The organism is Metallosphaera tengchongensis (assembly GCF_013343295.1).
GTDB lineage: Archaea > Thermoproteota > Thermoprotei_A > Sulfolobales > Sulfolobaceae > Metallosphaera > Metallosphaera tengchongensis.
This window is the reverse complement of record NZ_CP049074.1, coordinates 1,946,473-1,963,963: the sequence shown is the minus strand read 5'-3', so window position 1 is coordinate 1,963,963 and position 17,491 is coordinate 1,946,473. Positions and strand designations below refer to the sequence as shown.

The following is a 17,491-nucleotide window of genomic DNA, read 5'->3' as shown; positions in this document are numbered from 1 at the left end:
GTACTGCTCCTTCACCTCAAGTCCAAAATGCGGGAGAAAGATGGATGAAGCAGCCCATGGGTACCTCCACAGTCCCCGCGGTCATGAGAACCGTGACGTCATCGCAATCATGAACTAGTAGGGGAGGGGCCCTCTTCCCTCTAGACGGCCCCTCATAGATGTGACTCCGAAACGACGTGGAGAACCCATAAGGAAAGGAGGTTAGCTCGTAACCGCCTTTAAATGGACGCCTTAATCATTAGCACAGTGGGGCTCATCAATACTTATCTTGAGTCCTCAAGGTCCAAAAATATAACTTGATCTTCATTGTCAGGAAGATAATGTAAGAGCGAAATCGTAGATTGGATGCCCGCTGATAGACCACTAAAGGTCACTATTATTCTTTCCCTCTCTCGTAAACGTGCCTTATAAAACCTTATTACTTGCAGCTTATCAAATAGTATTTCCTTATTTTGATCAGCTAGTTTAACTATTAAACTTTCAGACCCATCGCAGTTTATGTTTGATATTTTATCGGCAAGATTCTTTATAAAATCTGAATATGGGATTTGTTCTGCAACCCTCCCTTTATGCTCTTTAGTCCTTTCTCTAGTTATGACCTTTTCGGGTACGTATACAAACCTTACCTTTTTTCCTAACGTGTCCCTTTCATTCTCTGGAAAGTCTTTTATAAAATTCTTAATAAAATTTACAAATTTCTGTTTATTATAGTCTCTTACCATTATGTATATAACTGGCCTTTCTTGGTTTCCTTTTAATTTACTCTCTAAATCTCTATATTCTACGTCTTCCACATCTATACCTGGCATGGTACTCATTTTTTGCTTCATTTTATCAATTAATTCTGAAGGCGTTCTTTCATCCTTCACTATGTACACATTATATTTTCTATCACGGTTACCATAGTTACGAGAGTCTAACTCTTTCTTAAATACTTGTACTGTGTACGAAAAGCTCTCTAGTAAATTTTCGGCCCCAGGCTGTAAGAAAAGCAGAAACATAATTTCTTTAGAACTATCTGTGTCGCCAAACGCGTAATCAGCTAAAGAACTATTAATTAAGTGAAGTATATCTTTTTCAGATGAACAGCTCGAGCATATCGATGTATATAATTCAGTAGCTTTATCAAAAAAGTCCTTCCCTTTATCGCTTAGGTTAGTCCCTTCGAAGATTTTAGTTAAAAGGAAATGCTTATACATTATAAGGAGTAAAAAGACTGAGATCAACTTCGCGTGATCAAATTCTTTATCTTGTTTATGTTTAATATAGTCTATTAGATCTTCAACCCAAGTCTTCTCCTCATTTCTTGTGCTACCTTCTTCACCACCTATACCTAAAACATCTTTGAAGAGTAATGGAGAATCCTTGTTACTATTTGTAATAAAGGCCATGTTGCCTATAAGGTAATTTGTGTAGTAAAACAACTCAGGTGCTAAAGTCCTAATGTAATAAGAAATCTCCTTTAGGATCTCATTCTCATATTCTAAGGTGGGAGAAGGAAAGAGATATTTATTCTCCTTGTTCGAAACTTGAAAGAATTTAGGAGATCCGCTACCTATTTCAATACTATTTTTTTCTTCAATACTATTTTTTTCTTCAATACTATTTTTTTCTTCAATACTATTTCCTTCATAAATTATTGGCCTTGTTATAAAAAACATATGTAAACCTTGTTTTACATTTCCATTGGAAAGGTTTAATGCTTCATGGGGGGTCGAAACTTCCTCATAAAATTCTAGAGAGTATTTTTCGTTCTGCTTATAGATCCTCAGCGCATCCAACTCATATAAGATATTAACTATTGTATATACTAGATCTGGATAACTTCCTTCGAAGCTTAACTCTAGGTAGTTTTCTTTTTCAATTATTTTAACAAGATGAGAAAAAATCTCAACGATAGACACAGACATGTCATTACTCCCTCGTAAGTCTAGTTGTAATGAAATCAACGTAATACGCATTCATTCCGCTAATATTATAGTATTCTAATTTGTCACGAATCCCATTAACTTCTTCATTGATAACGCTGTCAAACATTAGCACGTTTGGAAAAGTAGTGTAAGTGTAATACACTTCAATTTTTTCGATGGTGCTCACTAGTCTATTTAACAGGTTGTCGTTATTTCCGTTCACGTATTTTAATCCCAAAAAGATATGAGGACCAAAGGACTCGGAAGCGAATAGTACTAATCTTTTTTCTGCTTGGGAATGTCTGTTCTCTAAGTTATTTATTACGTTATCTAGGTCTTTAATCTTGCCTTCTCTTCTTACAGTCCTCCTTACGAAGTCATGAACGTTTAAAATCAATTTAATTGAGGTAAGCAAGAGTTCCCTAGTATACTTTACATTCTTCAATTTTAAGCTTTTTAACACATACCCTGATAGAGATTGAATTATATCAGAGCTATTCTCATCCTCATTCTGAAAACAATTCTTTATCATTCTCCTTACGTATTGAAAATCAACACTTCTCTCCTGGTATGAGTTTACCAAATCCATTATAACATTCTCTATCTCGCCTATAACTTCCGTTTCTCTATTCTCCTTAGTTTCTAACAGCTTCTTTATCTGTTCAGATATCTCGCCCATTACAACATGCCTCTCGAGCATCATGGGTTTGAAACCCTGAATGAAATACTCTACTGACTGTAATATGGATATTAAATAGGTGATAAGTATAAATCTAAGATCGCTCGTCGTTTCTAACCTCCCCCTAAGTAGCTGAGTTTGAAAAATTACTCTATCTAACAAGAGTCCATATCTAGTCATGCCTATGAATGCTGGTATAAAAGAGTAGGGAGACTGCAGTTTCATCTCATAACCTTCACCGACCAGCTGGCTCTTGAACTTTAAGGACTCGTGGACTATGTTGTCCATATCAACCTTACTATAATAAACTAGAGGGAAAGCTGCAGGATATCCGTTGGTAGAAAGTAAAGTATAAGATAAGAAGTTAAGCTTGCGCTTAGGGATATATCGAGTTCCATCATAATGCAAAAAGTAGGGGATGTAAGATACTTGTGTAAAACCTCGTGATTTCATAATCATTGGTTCAAGACAGAACTTGACGCGAACGTTGTCGCTCTCGCTTACTTCACCTGGGGCATATATTTTATAATTACTTATTATGGTCAAAGCCCTATAGAGTTCATTCAAGCCATTTTTGTCCTTTAGCTCTACGCACAATACCATAAAGTTCACCTACTTCCCTTGTGCAGGGAGTCTATCAGGTCTAAGAAACCGAGTAGGTGTCCTTCATATTCCTCACTTATTTTCGTTTTCAAAATATTATTTATGACTAGGGAAAGTAGTTCCTCGGTCTTCTCTTGTCCTATCTCACTCGACCACACGTAAAGGTTTTGTAATACTGTATTCAAGTTGCTATAACCGTACCTGCCCACGACCTGTGGTATTACGCTCAGAATATCATTACCTTCGTAACTCATCTTCAGTACTAATATCTTGTCCTCATACCTAATTGAAGGGTTAGTTAAAAACAGGACTGCAAGAGAGTCCCTTTCTGAAGGAATCGCTTCCTCCTTAACATATTCCATATACCTATTAAGCACTTCATTAATGTGGTATATTGGAAAGTCCCCCTTAGTTATTATAGCTGATGAAGAGAAGGTCATAATTTTTCTCTCTAATAAGAACTTCCTTATCCTTTCCACGTTATCGTAATTTGTTAATTTTTTAATGACACCAACTCCTATGTCTAGTATTTCTTGCCTTATTCTTGATACAATCTCTAATAAGTCTACTGGATCACTGCTCGATAGTATTATGTAATTTTCATCGCCGCCTAAATAAACCGTAATCGCGTCGTATTGCGAACCTAGAAACAATGGCAAAAATGTCTTAAACTTGTAGAGCTCTTCTTCAATAGCCATAGTCCACTCTTCGCTGCTATTATTGATTTGCAATCCTATTTCTTTAGAGGCCTCCTTAAACTTATTTAAATCCACAAATGCTCCAAAATGGTCTCCATCACCTCTGATTATGTAAGCGTAATTCCCACTTTCGACAATACTGTCAAGACCAACTTCAGAACGCCTACCTCTCAAATTTATCGTTACCCACAAAGGGTCTATATACGTAACGTAAGGATTGAAGTCAAAGTCAACTCCATACAGTACTTCAGAAGCATCAAACAGCTGATCTGCTGTATTACTGCCTATGAGATCTCTAATTTTTGCCTTTACTATCTTGATTACCTCACTTACGTTATCCCTATTTACATCTTTTGGCACTAGATTAACGAGCTCTTTAGCCTTAGTTACTGTATATCCTATTAAATAATTAGTTATCGATTTATAATTGATTACAGCTATATCTCCATGATTTTCCGCACGTCTAGTTAAATAGACCTTTAAATCGTCTATCTCGAACATCGTACTTTGGTTATCAATACAAGGCTTACAATTCTTCTCACGGAAGGTCCAAATTGACATAGTTGCAGAGCTATTTAAAACTCTTCCGACTCCCCTCAGCATCAAATCGATTTCACATAACGGGTCGTCTCTCTTTATCTGAGATAAAAACTCATTACCTGAAACGTCGTAATCATCCCTTGCCTTACATATATCGCAAACCTTCCCTGCGCTGGCGGAAACACTAGGGATCCCCTTTATTAGAGTGGAACTACCAACGTCTATATCAACATATGACGGAAAGAGAATTTGATTTAAGTTATTAGATAGAGAGAAAAGTTCTTCAAATAGTTCCGTATCTACTTGTGAGATCTCAACTTCACTCCTTCCCCCTCCAACCCTCAGTATCTTAGCCCCTAAGTCATGTTCTAATGCATAACTCTTTATTAAAAACTGAAACAACCTCTGAGCGTGATTTAGAATGTAATTTCTTCCCCTAAGGTCATGAAGCCTTATAGACGAATCTATAAATAAGTGAGGTCTATTGAGCCCTATCGCTACCTTGACCATTTGATCTACCTCTGAGGAACTTGTTCACAGCTTCTACTAGGTCGTTGTGTAGGTTTGTTAACAGGGCGCTATTTTCTAGTTCTTGCTCAGCGTTCACCTCCTCATTTACTTCTTCGACGCTCTCTATCGTTACCTCACCGTAACCTATAGTACTTCTCTTCCCCATGATCAAGTAACTATTTTTCAATTTATTTGATAACCAATCTATAAACTCATCGTCTTTATTTTTCGTCTCCACCACTATAAAGGTTAAGAAAGTGGTTCCAGGTTCCAAATGTTCTATGTCATAGAGTTTTTTATTTGCTGCAGCTCCAGTAAACCTATTTATAGCATTGTGTGTTGACGAATTTATTAAATACTTAGATACAGGCAAGGCGTCAAATACAATTATCCTTCCTTCATAACCGCTCGCACCGAAATATTTACACACTTTACAAGGATATTTTTCGACTGCTAGAGACTTTAATATACTCAGCTTATACCTGGGCATCGGGAATTCGCATTTAAGTCCATCAACGTAACTTATACATGAAGACCAGTTAGTTGGCATCCTCACCCCGTCTAACACAGAGTCAATGAGCCCAGAAATCCCATCCCTACCCGTAACTTCTAGACTCTCTATATTAACGTCATATAAGCTAGACTCCAGAAAGTCTTGAAGTAATGGATCGATTATTTTTTCCTTTATTTCTAACTTATCATTGAACTTCAGATCCGTAACGTCCTTTAATATTCTAAGAAGTTCCCTGAATGAGATTAAAGAATTTCCACCCTGTTCAAAATTATACTCTTCATACTTAGACCTTAAGACACCTTTTAGAGTCGAAGAGGGTATATAAGGTAGTAAGAGGATATTGCCAGTATGAGAAATGACTGCCTCTCTTTTAGCTATAGGAAGATCGATAGGTGACATTGCTGACTCAATAGTCCCGCCTCCTACTGAGAGGTTTGTCAAGTTTTTAAACTTTATCTTATAGACCTTGACCTCACTATCATATGGAGTTATTATGTCTAACTTCATCTAATCCACCCATTTTGAGAGATATAAGAGTACTTTTATCACCGTTTCGTCTTCCCTAATAGGGATGTCCTCTAAGGACAAAATATTGTAACCTAGTACTTCTGAAAGAACGATCCTTTCCCTCTCCTCGTCTTTAAATTTCTTAATCCTCCTCAAAAGTCCATTGCTATAGAATTTGTTCATGACCTCCCTAACCCCTCCTCTATTTTTTCAATTATGCTCTTTCCTAAATTCATAGCATTTATTATTTTGTCCCTATTTTCACCTTCGAGAATAAAATTTACCTTTTTCACCGAATTCTCAAAATTTTGCTTATAGTAGTCTATGTAAGACCTAATTACATGTATTATAAAACGATCATCTCTGTTCATGACATCTAAAACCTCAACCTCTCCAAAACCCAATGACTCCCACCTCCCCACTCTCTGTATTAGATTAGCTAAATTGTCTAAAATAGAGTCCAGCTGACTTAAATATGGAACTCTTCTCATTAATTCGATTCTACCCTTAAACTCTATATCCTCGGGTATGTACTCGGCAGAAAACAGCTTCGCTTGTGATACAGCCCTCATAAGTCTATCCACGCTTATTCTAGCCTGGACCGGAATAACGGGTATATTAGTTATGGCTATAAAGTCTGAGACCTTTATAGCAGATATTAACCCGTTGGCTCCGAATATTTCGCAAGAAGTGCAAGTCTCTGACGAAAACGGCAACTTCTTTGCTAAGGCTATCTGTAGCAACAGTGTAAACATCGTCATCTCGTTTTCAGATATACCTAAGAGATCTTTATCACTCAAACAACTCAGCTGGCTAGTCGGGTCACAAATGATGGGGAAGAAATCATACACTGAGACTGAGACTAGAGCTGAAAGTTCTTCATCATGCAGATCTAAAAATGACGGTAGCTCTGTACCCAAGCCATAATAACCGGAATACAGTCTATTGTTCTTTGGTATAACCTTCTTTAGATCCTCTTTCAAGGAGTCTATAGAATAGTTCATAACGTTAGCCGTGAATTGTTTTAAAAAGCAATATAAAAAGTCTTCAAGTGAACCATAGGACTTCTTAATTGCTTCAAATGTCTTTCTCCTTACCTCGTTTTCGAACCTAGTCCTCATAACACCTTTTATGGTCGAAGAAGGGATAGCCAACTTGTCCTCACCGTTACCAGTCCTCGCCCTCCACACTTTGAGGTCTATAATTGAAGGCCTTGCTTGTGGACCGCCGCCAACGTGGGTCCTAGTTTTAAGCCTTAATCGGTACGTATGAGACTGAAGATCTGAACTTATGCTCACAGATCTCTTTCACCTCCTTCTCTTTAATCGCGGGGGTAATTAAACATTCAACCTCCCCTTTATAGTCATATATTTCTTTTAAACTTACCTTGTCCTTACATTCGAGAATTAAAATCGAACCTTTAGAAAAGAAAGGGCCTTCAACACCATTAACCTTTACCCTCACGAAATGATTTATTATCTCTAAATAAATATAAGGATATATGGGCTCCATATACGCATAAGTTAACCTACAGTTAAACCTGCTCATTATTCCCTTTATTATGCCGTAATGAAGATTCGATATAGCAAAGATTCCAAACCTATTTACCGTTTCATCTGGGAGGTCAAACCTCGAAGGTATAAGATAGGCGCTATTAACGTTAAACCTTAAGTGTTTTTTCCTCCCTAGACCAAATGTCTTAATCCCATTAAGTACTTGCTCAGCCTCTCCTAATGTAATCCCCTCAACCCCAAAGATCAGGTTGCCAGACAGCTTTTTTTCATTCATAATATATAAAAAGCCTTTTTGTGAACCTCCTCTAACCCTATCCATCGCTATGCCAACCCTGCTATATTCCATAATAGTAGGGGCATAGTTAATTGGTGTATAAGTGTTGTTTATCACATCTATCAGCCTATAGTAGTTCTTATGATAAGTCCTCCCCTGCAATCTAGGACCTTTAACTACTGCTAAATCTAAGTAATTATTAGAGTCCGATACTATAGCTGGGACCGCAGGAAGTGCTCGAAATTTCTCTCCTTTTTCCTCAATCTTGTCCCTAACAGCGTCTATCACATCATCAATAGAATTTGAAGGTGGATATGTGGTTGAACGGACCGTTAGGCCATAGATCGTGGTGGAGGGAAAATAGTCTAACGCCTTATAATAATTGGTTATAGAGTACCGTGAAGAGACCATTGAATTTAATGTAACGTCCCTGAGCAAAAATGAGTACAAATTTTCCACCTATTACTAAACCTTAAAATACCTGAAGGATTGTTTATTGTAACCTAAAGTAACTCTCTGCAAGTCTCTTTGTTCCCTTGGTTTTATATATCCAAGGCTTTGGAGCTTGTTAAGCAGAGTACCTTGGTCAAACACTTTGTTTAGCATATCTTCGTCAAGCGAGTGTAGTATTGCTTTGTTTGAAGGTTTAGTGCCTATATAGAGAGGTACAGAAACTCTCACGTCGTTCTGAACTCTGTAAAAGTCCTTGTTAATAACATAGAAGGCACCTATAGGTATTTCATAGATACTAGGCTGGCGTTCACTCGTTCCTTGACTCTGTTGTTGCAGTTTTTGCACCCTCACTACTATACCTCTCACAAAATGACAAGGATCAAAAGTTTGTGCTAATATTATATTATTCTGATTAATATCGACAGCTACTGAAAATAGTGTATAGATATTATATATTTTGTTTACCGATATGTTTCTTCCATTTGTTTTTAGTTCAATTTGAGTAGATATATCATCATTACGCTCTAACAGTTCTCGGTTATTTAGGTTCAGGTAATCATATTTATTTCTATTATCTCGTGAGTCAACATAGACTATTTTATTTATATTATTCTCCGTATCTATTTTAATAGAATATTTATCTAAAATCGGTAGAAAAATATACATTTCGTTAGAATTTGGAGCACTCATATACTTAATCTAGCTTTAGTAATATATAAGCTTTAATTTACACTTAGTATACAACTTATAAAAAATATCTTATTGGTCCTCATAGGCCATGGACTAAAAACGCTCGTGTATCACCTTAATCTATCGTTACATAAACATTCGTCTCTATATCACGTCTAATTTTATACATGTATGGATATTTATAACACTTTCTAATCCCTTATTCATGCTTTCCCATTCTTCGTTATATTTTCGTATAGAATCTCCTGGGGATCATGTACCGCGAATTGAAGTATATTAATGACGAATAAATTTATAACGCAAAATTGTCTCGATCCTGGGAACAATAGCAGGTGTTAAATCACTGTGATCGCTCTTACTGTTTAATAAAGTCTAGATCTTCATAGGGATCCTTCATAAGGATCCGGTTTTCTGTTAGAATTGATAAAAAACAAAGCTATACATTGTTTCTTTGTTCAGAAATTTCCACCTCAATTTTACCGTAACCTTTATTCTTTTTCTGTCCTAGAGCCATATATTTACTTATATAACTGGACAGACAATCTAATAAATTCTTTACAAAAGTATAAACATCATCATTAATCTCCATTTCTTTTAACAGATTTCTTATCAACATTGCTTGGACCGGAGTATAACTTATTATTATATCACCTCTAAAAGTAATATTTCCCGGAATATACTTTATTTCTCTTTCTCTACAGTGTACTCCAGATGAATCGCTATGAGCATCCTTAAAACTTAAAACAGATTTCAGCCCAGTGGTGCCAAATAACCTACATGCCAAGCATAAATCTTGGCTTCGTGCAGGAAGTCTATCTAGAATTTCATTTGATTTGAAGCACGAGATTTTCCTGCACTCTCCGTTATCCTTGCATATTTTTTTAAAATACTCTATACAAGGTAGCGATGAATTTTTATCATTCTTAGTAATATTTTCCATTTTCGTTCTATTCGGCAGATAGTGCATTTTATCCAACGCGAACCTAAATAGACCTTTAATAGAACTTCCAGGTATAGAAATAATTAATTTACCATCGCTTCCAATCTCCCTAAGAACAATTCTATAATGTTTAGAAAACTCATCTCGTAGAGTGGCGGACTGAAAGTATTCGTAAAGTTCAGTTACATAATTATCTCGACTTACTAGGATCAACGGCTCTATTATTGCTTTAGACGTACTTATTTCTTCATAATTCAAACTCGTTTTTATAGTTAACTTAACCCGATGGATTTGCTTAAATGGGATTTGCTCCAAGCTAAGATGAATTGTTAAGAGAGGTATATAAATCATGATGATATATAGAAAAATTTATTTGGACCGAGTTCAGATTTAAAATAATGAAGTCTTATCTGGATTTTCTAAGAGAGGTTGAGAATTCCAAAGATATTGACGAACTTGTCTTCGACAAGGAAAGAGACAAGAATAAGTTAAAGTTACTTTACCTAGTTAATGTAAACACAATAAACCAGCCTGATAATATTTATGTTTCTGCAAATAAAATATCTAGCGAAATAAATATGCCGGATGGCATTCACGATATCGTATGTAAAAGCTCTAAAAATGGATTACTTCATGCACCCGCTGTACTGATAGGTTATATGGAATTTAAAAGAAAAACGAATGGGTAAAGTAAAGAAAATAATTTGTATATTCAGTCATTTTGTTTATGCTCATGGTGTAGATAAGTTTCTACAGTTTTTCATTTGAACTTGTTCCAAATAAATATAACTGACCGTTCAACTTAAAATTCTACCTTGTGCACGCCCTTATACTTTAAAAGACTTTTAATGTTATAGAAACTGGGTATTGACCATAGGTTACAATGAAAGCTATACGTTACAGTGCTTAAAAAATGAGGTAAATACTCGCACGGCGAGGATGAAGAGTATTAAATAAATTTCATCTGTACGCAGAAACTAAAAAGCAGAAGCTTAACTTGTGACTTAGAATTAACAATGTTTAAAAAGGTATTACAAGTAACTACAGTGACGTTAACGGTGCTTCAAAAGTAATGAAACTAGGTAAAAAGGAAATCGTTAACGTATTGAGAAAACTATTTCTTCCTCGTATCGTCAAACGAGGTAGTAAAGGGGAAAACTTTAGACTTAACGGAACCCTTTGGGGCTGGAGGAGGTCAGTCGGTTGACCGTAAGGTTCTCTTACCCTTACGTATTGGACTTGAGAGATATCATTGGTACGGTACAGAGCAATGGCTACACTGTCCCACTCCAAAACTTACCCACCCCTGTCCCAGGGTCTGTCCTAATAGGCAATTTCACGGGGGTCAAGGACAATGTAGTCCTAGAGTTTAACAACAGTTCAGGAGTCATGAGCTTCTCAGCCCCTTCTCTGGACCACGTCGTTAAAGCAGTCGACGACTTCAAGGAGATAACTAAAGAGTTTAGACTAGGGGAAATCGACTTCGTTGAGCTGAGCTCAGAGACCTTGTTGAGGGGCAGACTGAAGCTGGACTGTAAGGTACTCGGTAAGGAGTTAAGCGGTTTTGATGTGACCGACGAGAACTCGTCTATAAGGGTGCTCCCGTACCCCGCGTTAAGGGACGCTTACGTCTTGATCGTCACGTACAAATATAGGAGGATTGAGGAGACGGGGAGGTTTTTGGGAGAGGTCAAGGGAGTGATAGGGTCACTCAAAGGTCTTATGGCCCTAAAAGTCTGACGGGGCTGACGGTCAATGAGACCGTCGTTCTAGTTCTCTGGCCTGCTCCACTCTCTATGGGCTAGTATTCCTTCCCTTTCTAATCTGAGCTCTGACTTAACAGATGAGGCGTTAAACTACCTTCAGTCCTTAGGATTAACACTTTCAAGGGCGTCCGGTAGACAGTAGAGCTAAAGAAAAGGGATACGCTATCCAGGGCACGTGAAAACCGTCAAGACGTAGCTCTGTAGGCTAAGGTTTAACAGGACAGCAAGGGAGAGGGTAAGAGGAAAGCCCACACCACGAGAGACCGTAGTTAGACAGGTCTCTGAACCCCTCCGCGTCATGGAAACCCTCAAGAATAGGTTAGAGGTGGACCACCCAGGGAAGGGCGGGCTAAACAGGTTACGGACGTAGTGCACGGGTCATAAGTGCAACTAGATCTAGCCCTCGGTCTGCGTCAACACTGCCTTGAGCTTTAACCCTCACCATACACAGGTCTGACTTGCCTTCCAAGGACGTCCTGTAGCCATTACTAGGGTAAATAAGACCCTTTATACTACATTTTGAGGATTGGTAAGCTATCCCATAATCTCTATCAGTTCAGCTTACCTACATAACTTAAACCCTAGCTAGGATCCCCCTTAGACCATCATAGAAGGATAATGTATTTCCAATCCCCCTTTCCATCCCCAATATAAAGTCCTTAACAAAGGGTCTAATTTTCCTCCCATTAAAACGCTCAACGCACACCACTCTCACCGGTAAAGGGACTTACGGTTAACCACCCCTTCCCCTCTCCGTTACCCATTCCCACCTAGTGTAGCCCTTACAAAAACTAGTTACGCCACTGTATAGCCAAAATACCTTAATCCCTATCCTCAACGGATAAAGCCCTGTAGTTTGACCACTGCAGACATATTTCCTCAAAGCGTCTAATTCAACGTCAGTTATCACTCCAAATCCACTAACCTTAGCTCCTCTTCGAATATGAGAGATCAGTATATCACTCTCTCTATCCCCGAGGTAAGCTTGAACGTACTTATTAATCACTCGAGCGTTGACACCCTTATTCCTCACGCTCCTACACATATAACCGATCTCCCCTCCAAAGGAGGCTAAACAGTCCACGATCTGTTTTCAACTCCATCCAATGGGTCTGGGTTACCCCGTAAATGGGGCTGAGTAGGATGAAGGAAAACCCACTCGACTCACGTGTCAAGGGTTGAAAATTAATATCAAGTTACATGAGACCGACGAAACCCAAACCCCCATATTGGCGAGGTCCCTGAAATTATACGGTTAGGGTTTAGCTATCCAGACCTTATGGATTATGGGGTACTTACAGGGCTTAGTGTCACTTAACCCCTTATCCTTGCAATAGTGTCCCTGAGGAGCCGCGAGCCACTTAGGAGGGTAAGTTGAACCACTGTCTCAGTGTATGGTGGGTCTCATTCTACGTCCCTTCAACCTTTTTGGTCTGTCATCTCTTAACTAAGGGGTGAGAGGCTTTCCCCCACCTTTTAAACATACTGAGCAGAGGGCCATGTTGGTTCTCATAAATGTAGCCCTAGCGGTCCTCCCTCTAACTCCCCCTCAAGAACAGGGGGTAGAGATGTGCGTTCAAGTCCCATCCGTCTCGGCCTAAAGTGCGGGAGGGTTCTCGCCCTGTGACCAGAAAAAGTCCATTTAGGATCCTCCCCGTATAGGACCGGGCCCTCGACGTAAATCTGTAGCCCATGACTGAGCAATACCACTCCCAGCGCCTATTTACGGTCATTCGCGGTCCAAGAGGAGGTGGCCCTTGTCGGTCTGCCTCCATTCCAGACCCTTTCAATCCGTCTGACGACTTTACCCCGTCACTCCAGGCCCAACTTTCCACAGTTTCCCTCTTCTCCCTGACCCTAGTGGCTTAGGGGACCACACCCACTATGACCGCGGGAGATATCAAGAAGGAGAACTCAAAGCAAACCTGGATGTATGAAGACGGACACTGGCGTATTTCCGAGTGTGAACTCCATTACGGGCTGCCCGTACGGGCTTATGAGTGACCCAGCCACTATGGGCCCCACATTGTCCCGGATGGGCCTCATTTCCGCGTTTGCTCCTGCACTGTGACCGTCCTTTCCCTTGAACTCGAGGCAAGGAGGAGGGTAATCCCGGTCACGTTCATCCAATATGAAGAGCACTACAGGGTGGTGAGGAGTACTGTCATGGGGACTACAGTTAAAAGTAGGAAGGAGTGGAAGATGATCGACAGGGCAGAAGGAGGTTGGACCTGAGTGTGACAACTTTGTTTCCAACCTTCATTGCCAAGTACCTAAGCAGTGACTGGAGGATCAACCTGCGTTTCGTTCACCGGTATTCCCACCAGTACTAGTCGTTTTTCAACTCTATGGAAGATCAACCTCCTGTTCTTTTTTAAACCTCTCCTCAAACAGATCAACTACGTTGACTTCCTCTGATAAACCCTACAAAGTGATGTTTCTTTCAACTCTATGGAAGATCAACGCTCATTAGAATAGTAGAGTTTCCTATTAGGTAATTTGTATAACTTTCAACTCTATGGAAGATCAACAGTAGCTCTGGTAGCAGTATAACTATACAAACGTTCAATGTCTTTCAACTCTATGGAAGATCAACGAAAAAGCCTCCTCAGTATGTTATTTTCAAGTTTACGGAGAAGCTTTCAACTCTATGGAAGATCAACCACCACTAACAAGTTTAGAGAGCTCTCAGAACCATTAATGCTTTCAACTCTATGGAAGATCAACTGCTGTATGGCTGTTGCATAGTGTGCCTGCAGATAAAATCTTTCAACTCTATGGAAGATCAACCTTGTAGAGGGTGTTACGTACAGTGTAGATCAGCTTGTGCTTTCAACTCTATGGAAGATCAACAAGGACTAAATAGACTGGTCATTCAAATAAATGCGATACCAGACTTTCAACTCTATGGAAGATCAACTGGATCTTCATTGGCAGGCACAATACCCTCTTCCAGTCCCTTTCAACTCTATGGAAGATCAACAGAAAATGGAGAATGGGCTCTCTGGGCACCTGCCATTAAACTTTCAACTCTATGGAAGATCAACGGAGGTTCATCGGCATCAATCACAGTCGGGAGTGGAGGAAGCTTTCAACTCTATGGAAGATCAACTGGGCTCATACCGCGTTGTATCATACTCCTCTTGAAAGCTTTCAACTCTATGGAAGATCAACAAAGCAAGTAGTACGATCGCAAACATATTCCATCCCATCTCTTTCAACTCTATGGAAGATCAACGTGATGTTAACATGCAGGGCACCTGCCATTAAACTTTCAACTCTATGGAAGATCAACGGAGGTTCATCGGCATCAATCACAGTCGGGAGTGGAGGAAGCTTTCAACTCTATGGAAGATCAACGGGTTAATATCTACCTAAGGTTGTGGTCTATCTTTCAAGTAAACTTTCAACTCTATGGAAGATCAACTTAGAAGCAGTATTTTCTACAGTAGTTTCAGATATATCAAGCTTTCAACTCTATGGAAGATCAACCTGGATGACTTTCTGAAAAGCATGGAGAGAAGAATCAGAAAGCCTTTCAACTCTATGGAAGATCAACATGACTTTCTTAAGAATGTAGAGAGAAGATTAAAGAGACCTTTCAACTCTATGGAAGATCAACCTACTTCATGACAAATACGTAGTACACTACATACATTCGCTTTCAACTCTATGGAAGATCAACGATTATAGAAGACCACCCTATCCTCCAGTCTATTCGGGCCTTTCAACTCTATGGAAGATCAACCTAAGGAAGACTGGATGGACAATAATTGTAATGAAAAACTTTCAACTCTATGGAAGATCAACCACTCGTGTAAGGTGTTTACCCCCACCTCAGGGGTTTGTCTTTCAACTCTATGGAAGATCAACGTGGGTCGGACTGTTGCTGATATTGATTGGAGCTTATATCTTTCAACTCTATGGAAGATCAACTCCCGGTGAATAACGTAATTATCACTAGTCCTTTAGACGCTAACTTTCAACTCTATGGAAGATCAACATCGGAAACATTACAGAGACAGCAAATGGAGGAGCTGGCTTTCAACTCTATGGAAGATCAACAGGATTTTTATGACATTGGTTTTGATAAAATAAAAAACTTTCAACTCTATGGAAGATCAACTGGATCAAATAGTGCATCTATTACGTTATTCGCTGTTGTATCCTTTCAACTCTATGGAAGATCAACTCGTGGTTGAGGAAACTGCAGCTGGTGGGACAGCAGCAGGCTTTCAACTCTATGGAAGATCAACAGAGGACATCCGCATTACTTACGGTATCACATTCGTGGACTTTCAACTCTATGGAAGATCAACTACTTCAACTCTATAAGACAGACAAGAATTAAAAGGAAACTTTCAACTCTATGGAAGATCAACAGAGTTTGAATAAGTCAGGGTTAATAGATGAGGTGGAGTTCTTTCAACTCTATGGAAGATCAACTACATCACCAAGGATCCGTTTAACAAGGACGTGGACATACCGCTTTCAACTCTATGGAAGATCAACAAGGGCTTGTACAGGCTGAAGGGCATCGTAGAAAACGAGGACTTTCAACTCTATGGAAGATCAACACTAGGAACAGGACTAGGAAGGTAAAGTGATATGAGAAATCTTTCAACTCTATGGAAGATCAACTTAGGACATTTGAGAGAGGAGTTGGTAAAAGTTGAAACTTGCTTTCAACTCTATGGAAGATCAACAGTTCAGTAACGATTGGTAACATAACACAAACCGCGAACTTTCAACTCTATGGAAGATCAACAGTTATGATAGCCTTCACGTTAAACTTGTTCTTGAACTTTCAACTCTATGGAAGATCAACTTTTCATGCAGAAGATTATTATAATACCAGTTTTAATAGACCTTTCAACTCTATGGAAGATCAACAACTTGTCGAATATTTCCATGACGTTAGCGAAACCCAAGCTTTCAACTCTATGGAAGATCAACTGGTCTCTTGACAGAGAGACTTGAAGAACATCACCCTAAACTTTCAACTCTATGGAAGATCAACAAATGGGACGTATAATTTCTATGAGTGGGTGAACTGGCAGAACTTTCAACTCTATGGAAGATCAACTAAAAATCTTTCCGTGGTGAAAGAGATGTATTGGGATGCTTTCAACTCTATGGAAGATCAACCGAGGGGGCAGAAGTTGGGCCATGGAGTGGGGGCTACTCTTTCAACTCTATGGAAGATCAACCCAACAGATCAATGAACTCAGGATTCCCCCAACAGAGGCTCTTTCAACTCTATGGAAGATCAACATCTCTTTCTCATCCTTTTAAGTCTTTTAGCCAAGATAACTTTCAACTCTATGGAAGATCAACACCTGGGTCGCGTTGGGCATGTCAACGAGCCAGGCAATCTTTCAACTCTATGGAAGATCAACGTGGTGCTCATGCCCCCACTGGCCTCCACGATCTGTGTCATGTTCTTTCAACTCTATGGAAGATCAACGAATTGCATATACAGGTAATACAAATACATGGTATGGTTTCAACTTTCAACTCTATGGAAGATCAACATCCTCTCTAGTGCGCTCCATCACTTGCGCATCAGACGCTCTTTCAACTCTATGGAAGATCAACGGTATTCTTGTGGACGTTGGAAAGAGAGCCTGAGGCGTTCTTTCAACTCTATGGAAGATCAACACGTTACCGTCCGTTGCATATTGCCTCAAATTGGTAACCACTTTCAACTCTATGGAAGATCAACGGATTTCATCAGCGTCCATCTGCATTCGCCTCCTTATAATAGCTTTCAACTCTATGGAAGATCAACTGGAGCTTGGGTGTCCGTAGTTACTCCCTCACGGGCTTCTTTCAACTCTATGGAAGATCAACTTAGATGATGCCCGTTATAATGCTCCAGCCGAAGGTCAAA

General features: G+C 39.2%; 13 protein-coding genes and 1 CRISPR repeat array (1 of these 14 cut by a window edge). Of the genes, 3 read left to right on the top strand and 10 right to left on the bottom strand.

Annotated elements, in window-relative coordinates:
- Positions 1-263: 263 nt before the first annotated feature.
- From GWK48_RS10410 to GWK48_RS10370, 9 genes are all read right to left on the bottom strand, one after another.
- Positions 264-1,910 carry a hypothetical protein gene (locus GWK48_RS10410; RefSeq protein ID WP_174632067.1) on the bottom strand — a complete coding sequence of 549 codons (1,647 nt, stop codon included), beginning with the start codon at positions 1,908-1,910 and terminating at the stop codon, positions 264-266.
- Between the two features lie 4 nt (positions 1,911-1,914).
- Positions 1,915-3,192, bottom strand: coding sequence for a hypothetical protein (locus tag GWK48_RS10405; RefSeq protein ID WP_174632065.1), 1,278 nt, complete (start codon positions 3,190-3,192; stop codon positions 1,915-1,917).
- A 5-nt stretch (positions 3,193-3,197) separates the two neighbouring features.
- On the bottom strand, positions 3,198-4,940 hold the full coding sequence (locus GWK48_RS10400; protein ID WP_174632063.1) for a hypothetical protein: 1,743 nt from the start codon (positions 4,938-4,940) through the stop codon (positions 3,198-3,200).
- Positions 4,912-5,961, bottom strand: coding sequence for an RAMP superfamily CRISPR-associated protein (locus GWK48_RS10395; protein WP_174632062.1), 1,050 nt, complete (start codon positions 5,959-5,961; stop codon positions 4,912-4,914). The genes GWK48_RS10400 and GWK48_RS10395 overlap by 29 nt, the downstream gene beginning before the upstream one ends.
- The gene (locus GWK48_RS10390; RefSeq protein ID WP_174632060.1) at positions 5,962-6,144 is read right to left on the bottom strand and encodes a hypothetical protein; all 183 of its coding nucleotides are present in this window, start codon (positions 6,142-6,144) and stop codon (positions 5,962-5,964) included.
- Positions 6,141-7,259: an RAMP superfamily CRISPR-associated protein gene (locus GWK48_RS10385; RefSeq protein WP_174632058.1), complete on the bottom strand. Its 1,119-nt coding sequence runs from the start codon at positions 7,257-7,259 to the stop codon at positions 6,141-6,143. The genes GWK48_RS10390 and GWK48_RS10385 overlap by 4 nt, the downstream gene beginning before the upstream one ends.
- The gene (locus tag GWK48_RS10380; RefSeq protein ID WP_174632056.1) at positions 7,210-8,199 is read right to left on the bottom strand and encodes a hypothetical protein; all 990 of its coding nucleotides are present in this window, start codon (positions 8,197-8,199) and stop codon (positions 7,210-7,212) included. Before GWK48_RS10380 ends, GWK48_RS10385 begins: the two co-directional genes overlap by 50 nt.
- A 15-nt stretch (positions 8,200-8,214) precedes the next feature.
- Positions 8,215-8,892 carry a hypothetical protein gene (locus tag GWK48_RS10375; protein ID WP_174632054.1) on the bottom strand — a complete coding sequence of 226 codons (678 nt, stop codon included), beginning with the start codon at positions 8,890-8,892 and terminating at the stop codon, positions 8,215-8,217.
- Between the two features lie 436 nt (positions 8,893-9,328).
- Entirely contained in the window at positions 9,329-10,147 is an 819-nt protein-coding gene (locus GWK48_RS10370) for an RAMP superfamily CRISPR-associated protein (protein ID WP_174632052.1), read from the bottom strand.
- 83 nt (positions 10,148-10,230) lie between these two features.
- Between GWK48_RS10370 and GWK48_RS10365 the strand changes: the two genes are divergently transcribed.
- Positions 10,231-10,521 (top strand): hypothetical protein, encoded by a 291-nt coding sequence (locus GWK48_RS10365; protein ID WP_174632050.1) that lies wholly within the window; start codon positions 10,231-10,233, stop codon positions 10,519-10,521.
- 514 nt (positions 10,522-11,035) lie between these two features.
- Positions 11,036-11,572 (top strand): hypothetical protein, encoded by a 537-nt coding sequence (locus GWK48_RS10360; RefSeq protein ID WP_246263808.1) that lies wholly within the window; start codon positions 11,036-11,038, stop codon positions 11,570-11,572.
- A 759-nt stretch (positions 11,573-12,331) separates the two neighbouring features.
- On the opposite strand, the gene GWK48_RS10355 is transcribed toward GWK48_RS10360, so the two are convergent.
- Positions 12,332-12,631, bottom strand: a complete 300-nt coding sequence (locus GWK48_RS10355; RefSeq protein ID WP_217451752.1) for a hypothetical protein — start codon at positions 12,629-12,631, stop codon at positions 12,332-12,334.
- 1,034 nt (positions 12,632-13,665) lie between these two features.
- On the opposite strand from GWK48_RS10355, the gene GWK48_RS10350 reads away from it, so the two are divergent.
- Positions 13,666-13,833, top strand: coding sequence for a hypothetical protein (locus GWK48_RS10350; protein ID WP_174632046.1), 168 nt, complete (start codon positions 13,666-13,668; stop codon positions 13,831-13,833).
- Between the two features lie 205 nt (positions 13,834-14,038).
- Positions 14,039-17,491: direct repeats of the CRISPR family, unit length 24 nt; unit sequence CTTTCAACTCTATGGAAGATCAAC; it runs 6,697 nt beyond the window's last position.